21 protein-coding genes are annotated in these 22,004 nt (G+C 47.1%); 19 read left to right on the top strand and 2 right to left on the bottom strand.

What is annotated here, in order from left to right; translation table 11 throughout:
- Window positions 1-20: 20 nt before the first annotated feature.
- From tsf to rbfA, 13 genes are all read left to right on the top strand, one after another.
- A complete protein-coding gene (gene tsf / locus ACKPBX_RS01005) occupies window positions 21-902 on the top strand; it encodes a translation elongation factor Ts (protein ID WP_086627868.1) in 882 nt (293 codons plus the stop codon).
- Window positions 903-989: 87 nt separating this feature from the next.
- Entirely contained in the window at window positions 990-1,712 is a 723-nt protein-coding gene (gene pyrH / locus ACKPBX_RS01000; RefSeq protein WP_086627869.1) for a UMP kinase, read from the top strand.
- A 2-nt stretch (window positions 1,713-1,714) separates the two neighbouring features.
- On the top strand, window positions 1,715-2,272 hold the full coding sequence (gene frr / locus ACKPBX_RS00995) for a ribosome recycling factor (protein WP_086627870.1): 558 nt from the start codon (window positions 1,715-1,717) through the stop codon (window positions 2,270-2,272).
- Between the two features lie 155 nt (window positions 2,273-2,427).
- A complete protein-coding gene (locus ACKPBX_RS00990) occupies window positions 2,428-3,189 on the top strand; it encodes an undecaprenyl pyrophosphate synthase (protein WP_119093659.1) in 762 nt (253 codons plus the stop codon).
- A 10-nt stretch (window positions 3,190-3,199) separates the two neighbouring features.
- Entirely contained in the window at window positions 3,200-3,994 is a 795-nt protein-coding gene (locus tag ACKPBX_RS00985; protein WP_086627872.1) for a phosphatidate cytidylyltransferase, read from the top strand.
- Between the two features lie 36 nt (window positions 3,995-4,030).
- Window positions 4,031-5,305, top strand: a complete 1,275-nt coding sequence (rseP, locus tag ACKPBX_RS00980) for an RIP metalloprotease RseP (protein WP_319995766.1) — start codon at window positions 4,031-4,033, stop codon at window positions 5,303-5,305.
- 82 nt (window positions 5,306-5,387) lie between these two features.
- Entirely contained in the window at window positions 5,388-9,722 is a 4,335-nt protein-coding gene (locus tag ACKPBX_RS00975; protein ID WP_319995765.1) for a PolC-type DNA polymerase III, read from the top strand.
- Between the two features lie 170 nt (window positions 9,723-9,892).
- On the top strand, window positions 9,893-10,366 hold the full coding sequence (rimP, locus tag ACKPBX_RS00970) for a ribosome maturation factor RimP (protein WP_106449472.1): 474 nt from the start codon (window positions 9,893-9,895) through the stop codon (window positions 10,364-10,366).
- Between the two features lie 31 nt (window positions 10,367-10,397).
- A complete protein-coding gene (gene nusA, locus ACKPBX_RS00965) occupies window positions 10,398-11,699 on the top strand; it encodes a transcription termination factor NusA (RefSeq protein ID WP_140185711.1) in 1,302 nt (433 codons plus the stop codon).
- Between the two features lie 18 nt (window positions 11,700-11,717).
- A complete protein-coding gene (gene rnpM, locus ACKPBX_RS00960) occupies window positions 11,718-12,002 on the top strand; it encodes an RNase P modulator RnpM (protein WP_086627877.1) in 285 nt (94 codons plus the stop codon).
- A complete protein-coding gene (locus tag ACKPBX_RS00955) occupies window positions 11,999-12,307 on the top strand; it encodes a L7Ae/L30e/S12e/Gadd45 family ribosomal protein (protein ID WP_086627878.1) in 309 nt (102 codons plus the stop codon). The genes rnpM and ACKPBX_RS00955 overlap by 4 nt, the downstream gene beginning before the upstream one ends.
- A gap of 22 nt (window positions 12,308-12,329) precedes the next feature.
- On the top strand, window positions 12,330-14,783 hold the full coding sequence (gene infB / locus ACKPBX_RS00950; protein WP_319995764.1) for a translation initiation factor IF-2: 2,454 nt from the start codon (window positions 12,330-12,332) through the stop codon (window positions 14,781-14,783).
- Between the two features lie 38 nt (window positions 14,784-14,821).
- Window positions 14,822-15,178 carry a 30S ribosome-binding factor RbfA gene (rbfA, locus tag ACKPBX_RS00945; RefSeq protein ID WP_086627880.1) on the top strand — a complete coding sequence of 119 codons (357 nt, stop codon included), beginning with the start codon at window positions 14,822-14,824 and terminating at the stop codon, window positions 15,176-15,178.
- On the opposite strand, the gene ACKPBX_RS00940 is transcribed toward rbfA, so the two are convergent.
- Entirely contained in the window at window positions 15,099-15,929 is an 831-nt protein-coding gene (locus tag ACKPBX_RS00940) for a C39 family peptidase (protein WP_319995763.1), read from the bottom strand. The two genes, rbfA and ACKPBX_RS00940, sit on opposite strands and share 80 nt — an antisense overlap.
- Before the next feature lie 275 nt (window positions 15,930-16,204).
- Between ACKPBX_RS00940 and ACKPBX_RS00935 the strand changes: the two genes are divergently transcribed.
- Window positions 16,205-16,774, top strand: a complete 570-nt coding sequence (locus tag ACKPBX_RS00935; protein WP_140185713.1) for an SF0329 family protein — start codon at window positions 16,205-16,207, stop codon at window positions 16,772-16,774.
- 115 nt (window positions 16,775-16,889) lie between these two features.
- Here ACKPBX_RS00935 and ACKPBX_RS00930 read toward each other — a convergent pair whose 3' ends face one another.
- The gene (locus tag ACKPBX_RS00930) at window positions 16,890-18,398 is read right to left on the bottom strand and encodes an amino acid permease (protein ID WP_319995762.1); all 1,509 of its coding nucleotides are present in this window, start codon (window positions 18,396-18,398) and stop codon (window positions 16,890-16,892) included.
- Between the two features lie 120 nt (window positions 18,399-18,518).
- On the opposite strand from ACKPBX_RS00930, the gene ACKPBX_RS00925 reads away from it, so the two are divergent.
- Genes ACKPBX_RS00925 through ACKPBX_RS00905 form a run of 5 tightly spaced genes read left to right on the top strand, consistent with a single transcriptional unit; the run spans window position 18,519 to window position 21,713 of the window.
- A complete protein-coding gene (locus tag ACKPBX_RS00925; protein WP_119093651.1) occupies window positions 18,519-18,965 on the top strand; it encodes a GAF domain-containing protein in 447 nt (148 codons plus the stop codon).
- On the top strand, window positions 18,958-19,947 hold the full coding sequence (locus tag ACKPBX_RS00920) for a sensor histidine kinase (RefSeq protein WP_319995761.1): 990 nt from the start codon (window positions 18,958-18,960) through the stop codon (window positions 19,945-19,947). The genes ACKPBX_RS00925 and ACKPBX_RS00920 overlap by 8 nt, the downstream gene beginning before the upstream one ends.
- Window positions 19,944-20,576 (top strand): response regulator, encoded by a 633-nt coding sequence (locus ACKPBX_RS00915; protein ID WP_086627886.1) that lies wholly within the window; start codon window positions 19,944-19,946, stop codon window positions 20,574-20,576. The genes ACKPBX_RS00920 and ACKPBX_RS00915 overlap by 4 nt, the downstream gene beginning before the upstream one ends.
- A 10-nt stretch (window positions 20,577-20,586) precedes the next feature.
- Window positions 20,587-21,276 (top strand): sirohydrochlorin chelatase, encoded by a 690-nt coding sequence (locus ACKPBX_RS00910; protein WP_168173162.1) that lies wholly within the window; start codon window positions 20,587-20,589, stop codon window positions 21,274-21,276.
- A complete protein-coding gene (locus tag ACKPBX_RS00905) occupies window positions 21,264-21,713 on the top strand; it encodes a precorrin-2 dehydrogenase/sirohydrochlorin ferrochelatase family protein (RefSeq protein ID WP_086627888.1) in 450 nt (149 codons plus the stop codon). The genes ACKPBX_RS00910 and ACKPBX_RS00905 overlap by 13 nt, the downstream gene beginning before the upstream one ends.
- The last annotated feature ends 291 nt before the right edge of the window (window positions 21,714-22,004 follow it).

Below are 22,004 nucleotides of genomic sequence, written 5' to 3'. Positions count from 1 at the left end.
TATTCAGGAGGAATCATAGAATGGCACAAGTAACAGCAAAAATGGTTAAAGAATTACGCGACATGACAGGCGTAGGCATGATGGATGCTAAAAGAGCTCTAGTAGAAGTCGATGGCGACATGGACAAAGCGGTTGACTACCTAAGAGAAAACGGTATGGCTAAAGCAGCTAAAAAAGCTGACCGTATCGCTGCTGAAGGACTTGCAAACGTATATGTTGACGGAAATACAGCCGTAATCGCTGAAATCAATGCAGAAACAGACTTTGTTGCGAAAAACGACAAATTCCAAAACTTAGTAGCTGATATCACAGCAATCATCGCTAAAAACAAACCAGAAACAGTGGAAGCTGCTTTAGCGATCGAAACTGCTGACGGTACATTAAACGATGTTATCTTGAGCGCTACTACAGTAATCGGCGAAAAAATTACTTTGCGTCGCTTTACTATCGTTGAAAAAACGGATGCAGATGCTTTTGGTGCTTACTTACATCAAGGCGGACGTATCGCTGTGTTGACAGTATTGGAAGGATCTACTGATGCAGATGCTGCTAAAGATATCTCTATGCACATCGCTGCCATCAATCCTAAATATGTTTCACGCGACGAAGTTTCTGCAGAAGAACTTGAACATGAAAAGAAAGTTCTGACTGAACAAGCATTGAACGAAGGCAAACCAGCCAACATCGTTGAAAAAATGATCGTAGGCCGTTTGAACAAATTCTTGAGCGAAATTTCATTGAACGATCAACCTTTTGTTAAAGATCCAGATCAAACAGTTTCACAATATGCTGCTTCTAAAGGCGGCGCTGTTAAATCATTCGTACGCTACGCTGTAGGCGAAGGTATCGAAAAACGCTCTGTTGACTTTGCAGAAGAAGTTATGAGCCAAGTCAAAAAATAATGAAAATTGCCCCTTAATTGGGGCTTTTTTATCATAGTCATAAGCCTGATTGATCAGGGGTCAGCCAATTACGGAGGGAAATATAGAATGAGTGAACCAAAATACAAACGCGTTGTTTTAAAACTAAGCGGTGAAGCTTTAGCGGGCAACACTGGTTTCGGAATCAATCCGCCGACGATCGAAGAAATCGTTAAAGAAATCAAAGAAGTACATGACTTGGGCGTAGAAATGGCTATCGTTGTGGGCGGCGGCAATATTTGGCGCGGTACGACAGGCGCTGAAATGGGCATGGAGAGAGCGCAGGCCGACTATATGGGTATGCTTGCGACTGTCATGAATTCTTTGGCTCTGCAGGATGCACTGGAGAACGCAGGCGTTCCGACCCGTGTTCAGACTTCCATCGAAATGAGACAGATTGCCGAACCTTACATCCGCAGACGTGCTGTCCGTCATCTTGAAAAAGGACGCGTTGTGATCTTTGCTGCCGGTACCGGCAATCCTTACTTCTCTACTGATACGACAGCAGCCCTTCGTGCCGCTGAAATCAATGCTGACGTTATTTTGATGGCTAAGAACAATGTTGATGGGGTCTATTCATCCGATCCGATGAAAGACTTGAACGCAACAAAATTCTCTGAATTGACTCATTTGGATGTTATTTCCAAAGGACTGCAAGTAATGGATACTACAGCAAGCTCATTAAGCATGGATAACGATATCCCGCTGGTTGTGTTTAACTTAAACAGACAAGGGAACATTCGCCGTGTTATACTTGGAGAAGATATCGGAACGACTGTTAGGGGGAAATAATCATGGTTAAAGAAATCCTGGATAATGCGATCGACAGAATGAAAAAAACGGAAGCGGCATTGATCCGCGAGCTTGGCTCGATTCGGGCAGGCCGCGCGAATGCAAGTTTGTTGGACCGCATCGAAGTGGAATACTACGGAACAAACACGCCAGTGAATCAATTGGCTTCCATCACGATTCCTGAAGGACGCATGTTGTTGGTGACGCCTTACGACAAATCCAGTATCGGTGATATCGAACGTGCGATTTACCAAAGCGATCTGGGCATCAACCCAGCCAATGACGGTAACGTCATCCGTTTGGTTATCCCGGCACTGACTTCAGAGCGACGCAAAGAGTTGGCGAAGACCGTAGGCAAAGAAAACGAAGCAGCTAAGGTCTCTATCCGTAATATTCGCCGCGATGCCATCGAAGCTTTGAAAAAAGCAGAAAAGAACAAAGAAATCACAGAAGATGAGTTGCGCACTTATGAAAAGAAAGTGCAAGAGTTCACCGACAAATCTTCCAAAGAAATCGACAAAATAACAGCGGACAAAGAGAAAGAAATTTTGGACGTTTAAAATTTCATCCGCAGAAAAGGAGCCAGGGCACAAATCATTCGAAATGATTTGTGCCCTGGCTCTTTTTAAAAATTATATAATTTCCTGTTAATCATAGGAATTCAGGCGGGTTTTTGTTAAAATATAGAGAGTTATGAAAAAGTGAGGGATAAAGCATGGCTCTATTCAAGAGTGAGAATCCAAAAACAGAATTGCTGTTCGATGAAAACGGCATCGTTCCAGCCCATGTCGCCATCATTATGGACGGAAATGGCCGTTGGGCAAAGAAAAAATTGATGCCGCGGGTCTACGGACATAAAGAGGGCATGAATACCGTGAAAAAGATTGCCATAGAGGCAAGCCGCCTTAATGTAAAGGTGTTGACGCTATACGCCTTTTCGACAGAAAACTGGAAACGCCCGTCTGACGAAGTCAATTTTTTGATGGGGTTGCCCATCGATTTTTTTGATGTGTTCATGCCGGAATTGATGCAGAACAACATCAAAGTGACGACCATCGGCTGGATCGATCAATTGCCCGAAAAGACGCTGAAGGTCGTGCAGAATGCGATCGAAAAAACGAAGGACAATACCGGTCTGGTTTTGAATTTCGCTCTGAATTATGGTTCCAGGGCTGAAATCATCCAAGCGACAAAAATGATTGCGGGCGATGTCGCATCGGGAAAACTCTCGGCAGACGAAATCACCGATGAAGTATTCGCTGGTTATCTATTCACGAACGGGCTTGGTGAATGGCAGGATCCCGACTTGTTGATCCGCACCAGCGGAGAAATCCGTTTGAGCAACTTTTTGCTCTGGCAGGCTGCTTACAGCGAAATGTACTTCACGGAAGAATTTTGGCCTGATTTTTCAACAGCCAGCTTGCGAGCTGCGCTAGCAGAATATCAGCATCGCAATCGCCGCTTCGGCGGCATATAGGGAGGATAACATGAAGGAAAGAGTAATCACAGGCTTAGTGGCTGGCGCCGTTTTTATCCCATTCTTATGGATTGGGGGATTAGCCTTACAACTGCTTATGACAGCAATCGGATTGATCGCTGTCCAAGAACTATTGAAGATGAAAAAACTGACCATCTTCAGTGTGGAGGGAATCATCACAGCTTTGGCGACCGTCCTTTTGATGCTTCCGGAAGCCTACCTGCATTTCATCCCTGACGGCATCGATGCGATGCTTTTGATTTATTTGGAAGCACTGATTCTGTTCGTCTTCACCGTGTTTTCAAGGAATGATTTCACATTCGATGATGCGGCCGCTTCCGTGCTGACTTCCCTTTATGTCGGGAGAGGATTCTATTACTTCATGCAGACAAGGGAAATCGGGTTTTGGATGGTACTTTTAGTGTTGTTCATCATCTGGGGTACGGACATCGGCGCTTACATGATCGGAAGAAAAATAGGCAAGAATAAACTCGCTCCGGCAATCAGCCCCAACAAAACGGTCGAAGGATCCGTCGGCGGATCGATCGCTGCTGTGCTGATCGCCATCGTGTTTTTCCATTACTATAATCCACTGGGGTTATCGATGGGCCTTCAGATCATGCTGACTATCCTGCTTTCGGTCTGCGGGCAGATGGGTGATCTGGTTGAATCGGCATTCAAACGCTATTTTGGCGTCAAGGATGCCGGGAAGATATTGCCCGGACATGGCGGCATGCTCGATCGTTTCGATAGCACACTTTTTGTGATGCCAGTGTTCCATATTTTTCTGCATTTCATATTTTAAGAACGGCAAGGCAAGATACAGAAAGTGAGGAATCACATGTTTCAGACAATCATAACATTCATCATCGTGTTCAGCATACTAGTGATCATCCATGAATTCGGCCATTTCTATTTTGCGAAAAAAGCCGGCATTTTGGTTCGTGAATTCGCAATCGGTATGGGACCTAAAATCTTCTCTCATCGCAAAAACGGAACAACCTACACAATCCGGATGCTGCCTATCGGCGGTTATGTGCGGATGGCCGGAATCGGGGATGAAGACACTGAGTTGAAACCCGGTATGCCGCTCAATATAACACTTGATGAAGTGCAACAGGTCAATCAAATAGATATAAGCAATAAACAACATTTGCATGCTGTTCCGATAGAATTACTGGAAGCTGATCTGGAACAGGCTCTCTTCATAAAGGGCATCATTCCGGGAAGTTCGGAACCCGTTACCTATGCAGTCAAACGCGATGCGACAATCATCGAAGCGGACGGAACAGAGGTTCAGATCGCTCCCATCGATGTGCAATACCAATCAGCGCCCTTGCTGAAACGAATGATGACAAACTTTGCCGGACCGATGAATAATTTCATTTTGGGTATTGCGGTGTTCATCACGATTGCGTTCGTGCAAGGCGGCGTTACGGTCAACGATAATCGCCTGGGAGAAATCCAGCCTGACAGCCCTGCGGAAACTGCCGGATTGAGGGTGGATGATAAAATCTTGGCTGTGAATGGCGAGGAGATCGCTGAATGGACGGAACTGGTTGCATCCATCCAAGCCAACCCGGGCAACGTAATCACACTCTCTGTCAGCACTGACGGTCAGGAAGCACGTGATGTGCTCATAACGCCCGATACAAAAACCGATGAACAAGGCAATGACTATGGGCTGATCGGTGTTGCTCCTCCTATGGATCGCAGCTTGATGGCTAAAATCAGTTACGGGTTCAAAGAATTCTGGGTGATTGCCACTTCAATCTTCGGATTGGTCTTCTCCATGTTCAGGACCGGCTTCCAAGCCGATTCATTCGGCGGGCCTGTCGCCATCTATGCGGCAACGGAACAAGTTGTCGATTACGGCTTTCTGAGTGTGCTCAGTTTCTTGGCCTACTTGAGCATCAACCTTGGTGTCGTGAATCTTTTGCCGATTCCGGCATTGGATGGCGGGAAACTGCTGCTGAACGTAGTGGAAGGAATCCGAGGCAAGCCTTTGGATCCTGAGAAGGAAGGCATCATCACAGCTATCGGAATGGGGCTTTTGCTCCTGCTGATGGTCATCGTCACTTGGAACGATATCCAAAGATTTTTCTTTGGACAATGATAGGAAGATAATAAGAAGATTCAAAGAAAGGAAAGCTCATTCTTTGGATCTTTTTGTTTGTTAGTTGAGAAGGAGCGATCAAATGGCATTATCGAAACATGAATTGTTCCAGCAGATGCTGGAACAGATAAATCTGCATCACAAGCCGGAGTACCTGCCGTATTTTGAAAACGGGGAAATCGAACAGGTCATCGTGCATAAAAAATCCAAATTATGGTCATTCCAGTTCGTTTTTGATAACGTCCTGCCTTTCGAAGTGTTCAATGATTTGATGAACCACATGAAAATAAAATTCCAATCCATCGCCACGATCGATCTTCGGATCAAAACAAGGAAACCGATCTTGACGAATGAGAGCATCCTGGATTATTGGGAAACGGTCGTCCAGCGCAGCAACATTTCCTCGCCGTTGGTCCAGACGCTTTTTGCCAAACATACGCCTGTCGTCCTGAACAACAAAGTCGTGATCAATGTCGAAAATGAGATCACCAAAAATCATTTGACGGATAACTATTTATCCGTGATCCAGCAGAACTATCTGGTCTTGGGGTTCCCGAGTTTCCAGATCACGATTGAAGTGGACGAAGAGGCATCCGAAGCCAGAATGGCTCAATATCTGGCCAGGAAGCAGGAGCAGGACGAAATGTTGGTCAAACAAGCGGAAGAAGCGATCAAACAAAACCAACAGGACAGACAACGCAGTGACGGCTCACAATCTAAAGCAGGCAACGGCCCCTTGATGATCGGCAGACAAATTTCAGGCAAGGAAGAAATCAAGCAGATGGCTTCGATCACCGAAGAAGAGCGTTCCGTGGTCATCGAAGGCTACATTTTTGACAGTGAAATCCGTGAACTGCGATCCGGGCGGAAACTGCTCGTATTCAAAATGACGGATTACACCTCCTCGTTTTCGGTGAAGCTGTTCTCTTCGAATGAAACAGATGAACAGAACTTCGAACTGGTCAAAAAAGGCATCTGGGTGCGCGTACGCGGGAGTGTCCAAGAAGACACGTTCATGCGTGACTTGGTTGTGAATGGCCGCGACGTCAATGAAGTGGCTCATGCGGAACGGAAAGATCGGGCGCCCGAAGACGAAAAAAGAGTGGAATTGCATCTGCACTCAAACATGAGCCAGATGGATGCCACCAATGGCATCGGCGATTTCGTCAAACAGGCTGCCAAATGGGGACACAAAGCCATCGCGCTGACTGATCATGCAGCCGCGCAAGGCTATCCAGATGCCCATGCAGCCGGAAAAGCGAATAACGTGAAAATATTGTATGGGATTGAAGCGTACGTCGTCGATGACGGCGTACCGATTGCCTATAATCCGGTTCATGAAGATCTCAGCGAAGCAATCTATGTTGTATTCGACGTGGAAACGACGGGCTTGTCGGCAGTTTACGACAAAATCATCGAGCTGGCTGCCGTAAAAATGTACAAAGGAAATGTCATCGAGACATTCGAAGAGTTCATCAATCCGGGTCATCCGCTGTCGCAGACGACCATCCAATTGACCGGCATAACCGATGACATGGTGCGCGACTCCAAACCGGAAAAAACGGTGTTGGAGCAATTCGCTGCATTCGCTGAGGGTTCCATTCTCGTAGCCCACAACGCCAGTTTCGACATGGGCTTCCTGAACAACAGCTACGAGCGCTACGGCATGCCAGAGGCGCCCCAGCCGGTGATCGACACATTGGAGATGTCCCGTTTCTTGCATCCGCAATTGAAATCCCATCGTTTGAATACGTTGGCGAAACGTTATGGCGTAGGCTTGGAACAGCATCACCGTGCGGTTTATGATTCCGAAACAACCGGGGCACTCTGCTGGATATTCCTGAAGGAAGCCCGCGAAGAGCACAACATCTTGTTTCATGATGAACTCAACAAATACATAGGCGGCGGTGATTCATACAAAAGGGCACGGCCGTTCCATGCAACGATTTTGGCGAAAAATCAAGATGGGCTTAAGGACCTGTTCAAAATCATATCTGCTTCGAATATCGAGTATTATTACCGGACACCGCGCCTTCCGCGCAGCGTTCTGCAAGCGATCCGGGGAAACTTATTGATCGGTTCTGCCTGCAGCGAAGGCGAAATATTTGAGGCGATGATGCAAAAAGGGGCAGAGGTAGCAAAGGAGAAAGCCAAGTTCTACGATTACATCGAAGTCATGCCGAAAGAGGTTTATGCCCCGCTCATCACAAAGGAATTAGTCAAGAATGAAAGCGATCTGGAGGAAATCATCACCCAAATCGTTGCCATCGGGGATGAACTGGGCAAAACAGTGGTCGCAACCGGGAATGTCCATTACCTGAACAAGGAGGACGCCATCTACAGGGAAATATTGATCGGATCCTTGAAAGTGAACCAAGGGAAAGTTCTGCATATGCCGGAAGCCCATTTCCGGACGACAGATGAGATGCTGGATTGCTTCTCCTTCCTGGGCAAAGAAAAAGCCAAGGAAATCGTTGTTTATAATACCCAGAAAATTGCTGACAGCACGGAAGTGATCGTGCCGATCAAGGACCAATTGTATACACCCAACATGGAAGGTGCTAACGAGGAGGTCACGCGACTTTCCTATGATGAAGCCAAGCGTCTTTATGGCGAAGAACTCCCTGACCTGGTCGAAAAAAGGCTGGAGAAAGAGCTCAACTCGATCATCGGCAACGGCTTCTCGGTCATCTATCTGATTTCCCAAAAATTGGTGCTGAAAAGCAACCAAGACGGTTACCTGGTAGGTTCCCGGGGCTCGGTTGGCTCAAGTTTCGTAGCCACCATGACCGGGATCACGGAAGTCAATCCTTTGCCGCCGCATTACCGCTGTCCGGAATGCAAATATTCCTATTTCTATGAAGACGGATCGATCGGTTCCGGCTACGATTTGGAAAAAAAGGACTGCCCGAAATGCGGGGCGGACATGGACCGCGACGGACACGACATCCCGTTCGAAACCTTCCTGGGCTTCTACGGAGATAAAGTACCCGATATCGATTTGAACTTCTCAGGTGAATATCAAGCCCAGGCCCATGCCTACACGAAGGAGCTCTTCGGTGAGGAATATGTTTACCGTGCCGGAACGATCGGTACGGTAGCGGACAAGACGGCCTTTGGCTATGTGAAAGCCTATGAGCGGGACCACAACTTCAGATTCTCCTCTGCTGAAATTGATCGGTTGGCAAAAGGCTGCACTGGCGTCAAACGGACGACCGGACAGCATCCAGGTGGCATCATCGTTATTCCGGACTATATGGATGTCTATGATTTTACACCTATCCAATTCCCTGCAGATGCCCAGGATTCTGAATGGAAAACGACCCACTTCGACTTCCACTCCATCCATGATAATGTGCTGAAATTGGACATACTTGGACACGATGATCCGACTGTTATCCGGATGCTCCAGGATCTATCCGGGATTGATCCGCAAACGATCCCGCCCAATGATCCGGATGTCATGAAGATATTCAGCGGTACCGAAGTGCTGGGTATCACGCCGGAACAGATATTCAGCAAAACCGGAACACTCGGAATTCCAGAATTTGGGACGCGCTTTGTCCGGGGGATGCTGGAGCAGACAAGTCCTAACACTTTTGCGGAATTACTGCAAATTTCGGGCCTTTCCCACGGGACGGATGTCTATCTGGGCAATGCCGAAACGCTCATCCGCGAGAACAACATCCCGTTGGCTGACGTTATCGGCTGTCGTGACGACATCATGGTATATCTGATCCATCACGGTATGGATGACGGTCTGGCCTTCAAAATCATGGAGAGTGTCCGTAAAGGGAAAGGGATCCCTGATGATTGGCAGGTGGAGATGCGTGCGAAGGAAATTCCTGAATGGTACATCCAATCGTGCCTGAAGATCAAATATATGTTCCCGAAAGCCCATGCTGCCGCGTACGTATTGATGGCATTGCGCGTCGCTTATTTCAAAGTGCATCAGCCGATCCGTTATTACTGTGCCTTCTTCTCCGTGCGCGCGCAGGATTTCGATTTGGTCGCGATGACGCAAGGGAAAGAAATGATCAAGACCCGCATGAAAGAAATCATGGATAAGGGTTTGGAAGCTTCGGTCAAGGAAAAAAGTTTGCTGACCGTATTGGAATTGGCGAACGAAATGGTCGAGCGCGGCTTCAACTTCAAGATGGTAGATCTCGATAAATCGCACGCCAATAATTTCGTGATCGAAGGGGATACGCTGATTGCGCCATTCCGGGCCATCCCGGGATTGGGCGGCAACGTGGCGAACCAGATCGTTCAAGCGAGGGAAGCCCAACCGTTCCTGTCCAAAGAGGACTTGGCAACGAGAGGGAAGGTTTCGAAGACGATCATCGATTACATGAATGAAAATGGTGTATTGAAAAACTTACCTGACGAAAATCAACTTTCTTTATTTGATTTTTAAGGGAAGGCTATTCCAAAGCCATTAGATTGGTAAGTCCTTGCAATTACTGACACAATGGTGTATGATTATATAAGAATAAGTCGTCGGATGGAGTGAGCGGAAACGCTCACTCTTTTTACGCAGTCAGCCAATGTATGACAGTGGTGTAGGATTGATAAAGGAGGATTTCTGTGAGTCGTGTAGTAGATGAAGTTCGAGTAGTGGTTCAACCAATAGTTGATGAACAGAATTTAGAATTAGTGGATATGGAGTTTTTGAAGGAAGGGAAAAACTGGTTTCTTAGAATCTATATAGATAAGCCAGGCGGCATCGATATCGAAGAGTGTGCACTGATCAGCGAAAAAGTCAGTGAAGCATTGGATGCCATCGACCCGGATCCGATCCCGCAAGCGTATTTCCTGGAGGTATCCTCACCAGGAGCAGAGCGTCCATTAAAGACTGAAGCAGATATGCAGAATGCCATCGGTAAATACGTGCATCTGTCCTTCTATCAGGCGATTGATGGTGAGAAATTCTACGAGGGAACGTTGAAGGAATTAAATGACGAATCCGTCGTATTGACGATCAGAATCAAAACCAGAACCAAAGATATCGAAATCGAAAGAAAACAGATCGCAAACGCAAGATTGGCTATCCAATTTTAATCATTTTTTGAGATAGGAGTGAGGAAGTAATATGAGCAAAGAAATGTTAAGTGCTCTTGAAGTGTTGGAAAAAGACAAAGGTATTTCAAAAGAGATTGTCATCAGTGCGTTGGAAGCTGCGCTTGTGTCTGCATACAAACGTAATTATGGTCAGGCCCAAAACGTTGAAGTGGAATTCGATACTAAAAAAGGGGACATCCATGTCTACGCAGTTAAAGAAGTAGTGGATATGGTGTTTGATTCGACTTTGGAAGTAAGTCTGGAGGATGCTCTGCAGATCAACAAAGCATACGAATTAGGCGATAAAATCCGTTTTGAGGTCACCCCTAAAGATTTTGGACGGATTGCCGCTCAAACAGCCAAGCAAGTCATCATGCAACGTATCCGTGAAGCGGAACGCAGCATCGTGTACAATCAATTCATCGCCTATGAGAATGATATTTTGACGGGTGTCGTCGAAAGAATGGACAGCCGTTATATCTACGTGAGCCTTGGAAAAATTGAAGCGGTATTGTCCAAGCAGGAGCAGATTCCGAATGAAACGTTCCAGCCGCACGATCGTATCAAAGTGTACGTCACAAAAGTCGAAAACACTTCAAAAGGGCCGCAAGTTTTTGTCAGCCGCAGTCATCCGGACTTGCTGAAGCGATTGTTTGAACAAGAAGTTCCTGAAATCTTTGATGGCGTTGTCGAAATCGTTTCGATCGCCCGGGAAGCCGGAGACCGCTCAAAAGTAGCCGTGCGCTCCCGCGATAAGAACGTCGACCCTGTCGGCACCTGCGTAGGACCAAGAGGCCAGCGTGTCCAAGCAATCGTAAACGAATTACGCGGAGAAAACATGGATATCGTTGAATGGAACGAAGATCCATCGATCTATATCGGAAATGCATTGAATCCAGCACAAGTCGTGAATGTGGATTTCCATCAAGCAGACGGTAGCTGCACAGTCATCGTTCCTGATTACCAGCTATCATTGGCCATCGGTAAAAAAGGTCAAAATGCTCGCTTAGCGGCCAAATTGACAGGCTATAAAATCGATATCAAGTCCGAAACGGAGTATAATAAGTTATTGATGGAATCCGGTGCTCAAAAAGTTGCATCCGATGAAGAAGATGCTGATACCCTTCATTCCTTCGCTGGCTTGGATAAGATTTTTACGGCTGAAGAAGTCGCTGAAGATATCGCTATTCCAGCGGACGAAACGGATTATACGGAAGAATACGAAAATGATGAAAAAATCCTTGATCCTGAAGATGTAGAACAACTGATCTCGGAAGTCGAGACAGATCCGGAACAAAGCTATGATGAATTAGCAGAGGACTTTCAAGACTAATCAGTGAGGTGAAGGTTTATGAAGACAAGAAAAGTTCCGATGAGGAAATGTGTCGTCTCGAATGAGATGAAACCAAAAAAAGAATTAGTCCGCATCGTAAAAAATCAAGCAGGTGAAATCGCCATTGACCCTACCGGCCGCATGAATGGCCGAGGAGCCTATGTCTCGCTGGAACCTGCGTTGGTGCAGAAGGCTTGGAAGCAACACATTTTGGAAAAACACCTTGAGACCGCAATCAGTGATGCGTTCTATCAGGAGTTATTCGATTATGTCGAACACCAAAAAGCAAGGAGCTTATTATGACACCTGAAGATAAGATGTTGAATTTGCTGGGATTGGCATTGCGCGCCGGCAAACTGATCACAGGTGAAGAGATGACCATCAAGTCCATCCAAAAAAATGAAGCGGTCTTTGTCCTCTGTGCGACGGACTGCAGCGATAACACCAAAGAAAAATTAGAAAACAAATGCCGCTATTATGAAGTCCCGTTCCTGGTGCATTTCACTTCGGAACAAATCAGTCAAGCAATAGGCAAGTCCCGTTCCATTTGCGCTTTGACCGATAGAGGATTCGCCAAAAGTTTCATGCGGCTGAAAGGAACAAAGTAATGAGATAAGGGAAGGTGATGACATGGAAAAAAAACGTGTCTACGAGTATGCAAACGAACACAAGGTATCAAGCAAAACGGTGTTGGATAAAGCAAAACAATTGGGGATCGATTATCATAGCCATATGTCAACCATGGAAGACGGAGACATCAAAAAGTTGAACCAAGCCATCTCTTCCCCTGCTGGAAATCAGGTTGCCAAGCCAAGTGCACCGCAATCCAATGCGCCACAGAAGAAGCAACCAGCAGACATCAAAAAGGCGCCTGCAACCGGAACACATAAAACTACTGATAAGAGTGAACTGAGGAAAAACACAGACATGAAAAATAAACCATCGAATCCTTCTCTGAATCAAAAAAACGGTTCCGAAAATAAAGGACAAACAAGAAATACTGCAGAAAAGAATACAAATCGGCCGGCGCAAGCCACAAGCCAAGCTGGACAAAATCGTCCAAATACTAAAATGAATCGAGTTGACTCTGTTTCGCCAAACAAATCAAATGACAAACCAGTGCAGAAAACTGCAAACACGAATACTACCACCAATGCGCCAGCCAAATCAAACCGTCCATCATACGGTCAAAATTCAGGCGGTTCCAATCCACGCAGTCAAGGAAATCAAGGGAGAGGCAACAATCCCTACAATAAAAACAAGCGCTCAAAATTCAAAAAAGGCACGACCAAGCAGGGACCGGCAGTTCCTCCACGCAAATTCCGCGAGTTACCGGAAACATTCGTCTATACAGACGGCATGAATGTAATGGAAGTTGCCAAAAAGCTTCACCGTGAGCCAGCTGAAATCATCAAAAAATTATTCCTGATGGGTATCATGGTCACGCAAAACCAAGCATTAGGAAAAGACGCCTTGGAATTGTTGGCTACTGATTATGGCATCGAAGCCGAAGAAAAAATCGTTCAGGATATTTCCGATTTGGACAGCTATTTCGAAATGGAAGAAAATCCGGAAGACTTAGTTGCAAGACCACCTGTTGTCACTATCATGGGTCACGTCGATCACGGTAAAACGACGCTTTTGGATTCACTGCGCAACACGAACGTAATCCAAACCGAAGCGGGCGGAATCACGCAGCATATCGGCGCTTATCAGGTCAAAATCGATGGCAAACCGATCACGTTCTTGGACACACCAGGACATGCTGCCTTTACGACGATGCGTGCCCGCGGAGCGGACGTCACAGATATCACGATCATTGTTGTCGCAGCTGACGACGGTGTGATGCCACAGACAATCGAAGCTATCAGCCACGCAAAAGCGGCTGATGTTCCCATCATCGTTGCCGTAAACAAAATCGACAAACCGACAGCCAATCCAGATCGCGTCATGCAAGAACTGTCCGATCAAGGTTTGGTTCCGGAAGCATGGGGCGGCGAAACGATTTTCGTCAACATCTCGGCTAAGTTCGGACAAGGAATCGATGAATTGTTGGAAATGATCCTGTTGGTAGCTGAAGTACAGGAATTGAAAGCTAATCCGAATCGTTTAGCGATCGGTTCCGTAATCGAAGCCCGTTTGGATAAATCAAAAGGACCGATTGCTACCGTCTTGGTGCAGTCAGGTACTTTGAAAATCGGCGATCCGATCGTAGTCGGTAATACGCATGGCCGTGTCCGCGTAATGACCAACGATCAAGGCAGACGCGTTAAAACGGCTGGACCTGCAATGCCAGTCGAAATAACAGGTTTGAACGCAGCACCGCAAGCCGGGGATCACTTTGTTGTCTTTGAAGATGAGAAGACAGCGCGTCAAGCCGGTGAAGAACGTGCGAAACGTGCCCTTATGGAGCAACGTTCAACGCAGAATCGCGTGACTTTGGACAACTTGTTCTCCAGCTTGAAAGACGGAGAACTTAAAGACGTCAATGTCATCATCAAGGCTGACGTGCAGGGTTCGGTTGAAGCCTTGGCTGCCAGCTTACAAAAAATCGAGGTCGAAGGTGTCCGCGTTAAGATCGTCCACTCGGCAGCAGGCGCAATCAACGAGAGTGACGTTACCTTGGCGGCAGCCAGCAACGCGATCATGATCGGATTCAACGTCCGTCCGACTCCTCAAGCGAAGATCCAAGCGGATAACGAAAATGTGGACATCCGTCTACACCGTATCATCTACAACGCCATCGATGAAATCGAAACAGCGATGAAGGGCATGCTGGATCCTGAATTCGAAGAGCAAGTAACTGGTCAAGCACTTATCCGTGAGACCTATAAAGTTTCTAAAGTTGGCACAATCGGTGGAGCGTTCGTAACCGATGGCTACATTGGAAGAAGCAGCAGTATCCGTATCATCCGCGACAATATCGTCATTTTCGACGGCAAACTTGCCAGCTTGAAGCGATTCAAGGATGATGCCAAAGAAGTTAAAAAAGGCTTCGAATGTGGTGTAATGATTGAAGATTACAACGATATCCGCATCGATGATGTCATCGAAGCGTACCATATGGTTGAAATCAAGAAATAAAACGCCACAGCAATCGAAGTAGTGAGAGGTGAACCGAAATGGCTAATTTCAGAGCAGGAAGAATCAAACAAGAAATACAACGCGAAGTGAATGATATCCTGGCTAAGCGTGTAAAAGATCCGCGTGTTGCGAATGTGAACATCACTGATGTGGAAATCACCGGTGACTTGCAGCAAGCAACCATCTATTACAGCACATTGTCGGAACTTGCCAGCGATCGTGAAAAAACGCAACTTGGATTGGATAAGGCTACTGGCCTTGTCCGCAAGGAACTTGGAACGCGTTTGACACTTTACAAGACACCGGAATTGATCTTTAAACGAGATGAATCGGTGGCTTACGGCAGCAAGATCGATGAATTGATTCGCAAGATGCATGAGGATGAAAAAAAATAAATTCCGCTAGTATTGAAACAAACAAAAGAATAGGGTTCCGGGATAAAACCGGAATCCTATTCTTTTGTCTGCATTTCCGCCTGTCGACTTTCTGGTCCTTTTGGCCGTAGGGATTGTTTATGTAAAGACTATCGGCGTCGTACCCGACAACCACAACGCTGTGCATGATGTAGCTGATGTTGACCGGGCCTGTCGGAGTTTGCCACACTTCCAACGCATCATCGGGCAGGAAAGTGGTCGTAGTGACGACCCAAACAGGAAAGCCTCGATCAAGGGCAGAAATGACAGAAGTGAAGTCCTGTCCGCTGACATCCTCCACGCGAGCGGATGGTATGTATTCGGATGCCAATGCCGCGATGGGGCCATGGTAGACGCAAAAACCGTAATCCGAACCGGTGACATCGCCTACAAAACCCTCGTTCGGGTTCCCTTGCAGTCCGTTTTCATAGTAGATGGGAACCACTGGAAGCTTGTCAGCGAGTTCGTTTTTCGTTACCGTTATCCCGTTGTACTGCAGGATCATTGCTAGCGAGGTGACTTCGCAGCCGAGCAGCAGGGCCGGCGGATCTAGCTGATTCAGGAGCGGAACATCCAGCCGGACAGCAACCGAAGGAACGGATCGCAGAATCATGCCGGATTCTGCGGTCGCTACTTCGGTTTCATCGGAATCCCTGCGAATGAGACTCAGCGGCATCAGACTGATTAAAATGCAAGAAAAAAGCGATATGTGGTTAATCCTGCCCTTTATCATTTGGATTCTCCTTATCCGGCTTGCTTGGCTGTGCTTTTCCAATCCTCTATGCGCTTACATTTTAGCATATTCCGCGGGACAGGCCGATTAAAATGCCCTGATGCGACAGCGTAACGGTAAAACATCTGGGCAATGAAATCACCGGATGGCAAAAGCAAAAAAAGATGATTTACATGCCTGAAAGGCTTGACCTACCCTATCTTTGTTGTCCATAATGATAGAAGTCGGATTGAAGAATAAATGGACAACAATAAAGTTGTCTGATGGAGGGTATTATGATCTGGAGTAAGATGAAGCCGCTGTTGGAGAATTTCCTTGCGCCTGCGTTGGCTGGCAGAGTGGGGTACCTATCCACCAGTTACCGGTATTCACCCGATAAAAACGGCCAGTGCTGCATAGCCGTGGACAATAAAAAAATCTTCAACATGAAGGACGGGACGACTGGGATGAAGTGGTACCAGTCGGAACAGGATATCAAAAATGATGCTGCCGTCGTGATTCCGCTCAGCGATGCTGAAATAGAGCATATCCGGAAAGAAACCGGCGGAAAAGTACCGGAAGAACGCTTGGCAGTGATCGCTGGGGACCGCAAACTGTTGGCTTACGCGAAGGAAACGATGGCCGCCCAGGTAGCCTTAAGCAAATCCGATTTCTACAAAACGGCAGACGTGTTTCTGAGCCAACCCATCGAAAACAGCCTTGCGAGCAAGGATATTTTGTTGAATTGCTTGGCTTTGCTGGACAGGCGTGTCGGCAAAAAAAGGATCATGGACATGGAACAATCAGTGAAAATGAAGCATCCGATTGTGCAATACTTCTATGCACTGAGACGTGGCGCTATGTAGGGTCAGCTGTATTCGACAGGATCCGTGAACGCCACCGGGAAAACGGCTTTCGGACGCAAAAGGAACCGCTTAGGCCAATTGCCCTAGCGGTTCCTTTTGCGTTTTCAAGTATAATCTACAGATTATCTTCAAGTAAAAATTGTGTTCGTTTCTTTTCGAATCTTTGATAGATGCTGCTGCCGAGAAGTCCGAAGAGAATCGGTCCGATGATCAGCAACAGCGCTTGGACATATTCTCCGGTATGGAACGGCTGATAGACTTGGAAGGTGATGGCGATCAAGGTAGCCGTGCAGACGCTCAGCGAGCAAAGGTACCCTTGCCAGTGCGAAGCAATCAATGAATGCTTCAACAGCACAGGGTTCTTGATGCGATAGAACGGATAACTTGCGGCTACAACGAAATACGGAATGGCGCGGGCTACATTTGTCATATAGGTCAATTGGTTGAATAATGCGCCTAGAATGGTACTATTTAAAGATAAGCCTATGATGCACACAGAAACAACCGCGGCTTGGATCCAAAGTGCTGTCTGCGGCATTTCTTTTTGATTGATTTTTGTCAGGAATTGCGGCCAGATTTCCTTTGGCGTGCCCTGGATCAAACTTTTTAAAGGTGTATAGGTGATGGACGACAACAACCCGATATAGGCTACGAACAAGGTAAAGGCAGTATAGCGGATGAACGCTTGATAAAGGAACGTTTGAGCAGCTGCGGACAGACCGAAGGAAACGCTGATGTTATTGGCTAGGCTACCCATCAAGCCGTACATCAGATTTCCAAGGTGGAACTGATTAGTTTCCCGCAGCACATTCAGGTTATTTGCGCCGCTCCAGAGCATGATGCCACCAAAATAGAGGACGACGATGATCACAGCGCTGATGATCAGCGCTTTCGGAAATTTCTTTCTTTGTTCGCCGGATTTATCCACCAGGCTGGCGATGGTATCGAGCCCGCCGAATGCAGTGATGGCGAAAATAAAGAAAGGCAACTGCGAAAGGAAAGAATCACTGGTTCCTTTGAAAAAACTCGGGGCAGTCAAGCTTTGCTGCATGTTCTGCAGGATCAGCTGCGGATTGTTCACCATCAGCAACAGATTGCCGATCCCAGATATGAGGAGCAGACCAACCATTGCGTAGCTACTCGTCTTCAGAAATGAAAAGACGGCCTGGTGTCCGCGGTTGATCACCCATGTCATGCAAAATACTGCGAAAAGTGAGAGCACCATGATCCAGTAGGACGTGTCGATTCCGAACCATTGCTCGGCGGAAGTCAAGTCCTGTCCGAAAAGCATGATGGTGAAAGGAATCAATAATTTCATGAACAGGCTGATGATCCAGGTAAAGTAACTGCAGTACCACAGGAAAGCGGTAATGAAGGCAATCCGCGGCGAGAAAGCGTCCTTCAGCCAATCATAGATGCCTCCGGTGCGATTCGAATAGCTGCGCGTATATTCTGATACAATAAGGGCATAAGGGATAAAATAGAAAAAGGCGCTGATCAAAAACCAAGGGAAGGCTTTCAGGCCCATCATGAAAAAAGAAGACGACATGCTTGAAAAAGAGTAGACTGTCATGACGATGATCAGGATCAGATTGAAAAATGATAGACTTTTGATTTGTTTCATAATAAACTCCTTATTAAATAATTTGCTGCCATCAATAGGTATCATCATAGTTACTTTTAAGATAAAGGGCAACAGAAATCCATAGATTTCGAAAAATATAGGGAATTGGAGTAGTGAACTATGTCACAAATAGATTTGTGGTTGGAAGAGAGAAGAAAGGAATGGCAGGCAGATTTTTTAGGCTTGGCCCAGGATGTTGCTCCACCATTCCAACAGACCGAATTGCGGTGGACGAATGTAGCCGGAAACACGAGCGATCACTATAGATCCATCCGCTTGCGGGTAGGCAAAGGCATCGCCGGCGAAGTGTGGCGCACGGGCCGGGAACAACGTGCAACTAAAATTCAATCAGACAGTCAAAATCTTTTGAAGTATCCAATCGCAAGGCTTGAGCAGCTCGATATGACAATCGGTATTCCGCTGATGAAGAACGGCATCATCCGTGCAGTTTTGTTGCTGGGATACCGCAAACCGATCGCTACTGATGTTGCAGACGTGACTGCTGTCTACGCAGCTTTGCCAGACCTATCAGTCCTATTGGAAGAAGGGGGGCATAAAGATGACTGATTCAGCATCCATACACCATATTTTTCCCCAACCGACTTGGCTTATGGATACTGACTATACAGTAATCGACAAGAATTCACAGGCAGAAAAGTTTGAGAAAGATTACCTCATTTCAATGGAATATGCGGTACAGGTAGCCAAGGGCACTTGCTGCGCTTTCCGTGCGGATAAACAGACCTGCAAGAACTGTCCGCTCGAGAATAAATGGGCAGCTTCAGATGGTTTTCCGATCACTTTTATGGGCCGTGACGGAGTCTCTTATGAATTTTTCGGAAAACTAGTGAAAAAAGAACAAAACTGGATGCTGGAGATCCGCTATATCGATATACCCTTTGAATCTGAAGGGAAAAGCATGCTGACCTACTTGAACGAAGCCCGTGAGAGCGAGCAGAAAAGGATTGCGCGTGAACTCCATGATGGGATTGCGCAGAGCATCTACAGCTTGATGCTTGAAACGAGAGGGCTGAAGTGGACACCGGTTGAGGAGCAACAACAGAAGCTTCAGGCGATCGATCGACATTTTGCGGACGTACTTTTGGAAATCAAGAGTTTGGCTACCGAATTGCGGCCGAGCATTCTGGATGATGTCGGGCTTATCCCAGCGATAAATCAGTTTGTCGAACAGACAATGGAAATGACAGGATTTATCATCCATGTTATCGTAGACGGGGACAGTATTGATCTAAGTAGCCGTGGGAATGTCGTTATCTACCGCAGCATCCAGGAGGCAATCTCGAATTCTCTGAAATATTCCGGAGAGAATGAAGCGTCCATCATCCTTGATTTTGGACAAAAGGAACTGCGCGTCACGATTGCGGACGAAGGCAAAGGGTTCATCTATGATCCTTACCATCTCGGATTCGGCCTGCTGAATTTGCGGGAACGTACCCACTCTGTAGGCGGTAAAATGGAAGTCGAGACAGGTATAGAAAAAGGGACACGCATCATATTGATCGTGCCATATAAGGAGGGCTTGACATGAAAATCATAATTGCAGACGACCATGCGCTGGTGCGCAACGCGCTGACCTTCATGTTGAATGCGCAACCAGATATGGAGGTCGTCGGTGACGCCGCTGACGGCAACGAAGTTTTCATGAAGCTGGAAAATACGCAGGCGGATCTGGTGTTGATGGACATCAGCATGCCTCCAGGGGAAAACGGTTTGCATACGACGCGCCGGATCAAAGAAACGCATCCGGAGATCAAAGTGATCGTGTTGACGATGCATGATGAAGAAAGCTACGTGAGGGAAGCGTTGAATGCAGGAGCAGATGGTTTCATCCTCAAAAGCACAACCGACGACATCTTGCTGGAAGGCATCCGGAAAGTCCATGCCAACCAACGTTATTACAGTGGTTATCCAACCGACAAGCTTGATGAGCTGGACACTTTTCAGGGCGACAGCCTCTATGCCAGTCTTTCGAAACGGGAAAAAGAGGTCCTGCCGCTCGTCGCTTTGGGATACAACAACAGGGACATAGCCGAAAAACTGTTCATTTCCGTCAAAACGGTAGAAGTTCATAAAGCAAACATTAGAAAAAAACTGAAGGTCGACAGCTATGCTGATCTTTTGCGTTATAGTGTGAAAAATCATTTGGTCGATTTCTAGGAGGAATATGATGAAAATCGGAATTATGTACGTGCTGCACGGCAGAAAGACAAGTATCCCGCAAAAACTTTATGATATCGTCAAAGATTTCAGTGACACCTTGGATTTGCCCCAAGCGATCGGTATGCTGGAAGGGCAACAGCATACGTTGGAGGATGCTGTCAGGGAGCTGGAAAAACAAAAGGTGGACAAAATAATTGTCGTTCCAGTGCTGCTTTTCCCGGCTACGCACGCTCGGGAGGACATCCCGCAACGCATGCAGGCGTGCGCTGGGGTTCCGTTTGAAATCTGCGAGACACTGGGGACAACGAAAGCTGTATACGACTGGCTGAAAGACCGGTTGCAGGAAGCTGCAGAGACACACCCGACGTTTCCGATCATGTTGGTCGCTCACGGAACGACCCATTATCCTGAACCTGGCGAACAACTGGAAAGGATTGCTGCTGCCTTGAGATCAGATTTGGGGAGGGATGTCTTCGCTACGAATCATCTGGGGGAACCGCATTATCAGGCGATTTCCGGAGAACTCCCCTACATTGTGCAACGGCTGTTCTTTACAGATGGTTACTTGGCAAAAAAAATAGGTTTTTGGTTCGAAAAAAACCGGCCTCAGGATGTGTTGCTGGAACAGTTGCTTGATGCAGAAGCCGTCCATAAAGCCCTTAAGGAACGGTTGGAGGATGCCGGATGTATCCGATGATGGTCGACATCAGCAAACGAAAAGTAGTGGTGGTCGGCGGCGGCAGGATCGCTACGCGGAAATTGCAGGAATTGATCCGTTGCGGTGCCCAGCCGACTGTCGTCGCGCCTGCCGTCAGTCCGGAAATTTTGGAGTGGGCTGAAAGCAGCAAAGTATTGCTGGACAGGCGGGCATACAAATCCGGCGATCTTGATGATGCAACCTTCATCTTCATCTGCACGGATGATCCGGCTACAAATAAAGCAGTAAGGTCGGAAATCGGACCGAATCAGTTCCTGAACGACACGACCGACCGCAACAACAGTGACTTTATCAATCTTGCTACGCTGCGCCAGCATGACTACCTGGTGGCCGTCTCCACTTACGGGAACGATCCCCGGAAAGCCAAACAGATACTTCATGAAATAGCCGAAATAATAAATCCGACTCAAGCCTAGTGCTTGAGTTTTTTTGTTGCGGGGGAGTTGCGGAGCGTGGATGACCAAGGGGAAAACAGGTGGTTCGATACCGGCACTCCGACGAGCGCCCGTTCGCCGGAGGTAACGGCGCTTATACGTGCTGTCCTCGGGCGAAGACAGCTTAATCGGAGCTGAGCATGGTGAACGCGACAGTACCTCCGGCCGGCTTGCCTTTGACCGGAGGTAGGCAGCTCTTACCGGAGCCGGATTCTCCTTTGCTTTCCACGTTGCACCCGCACTCAACATTCTTTGTCCAAATTATGGCATTCT

It is taken from the genome of Trichococcus shcherbakoviae (assembly GCF_963666195.1).
GTDB lineage: Bacteria > Bacillota > Bacilli > Lactobacillales > Aerococcaceae > Trichococcus > Trichococcus shcherbakoviae.
This window is presented reverse-complemented; position numbering and strand designations above follow the sequence as displayed.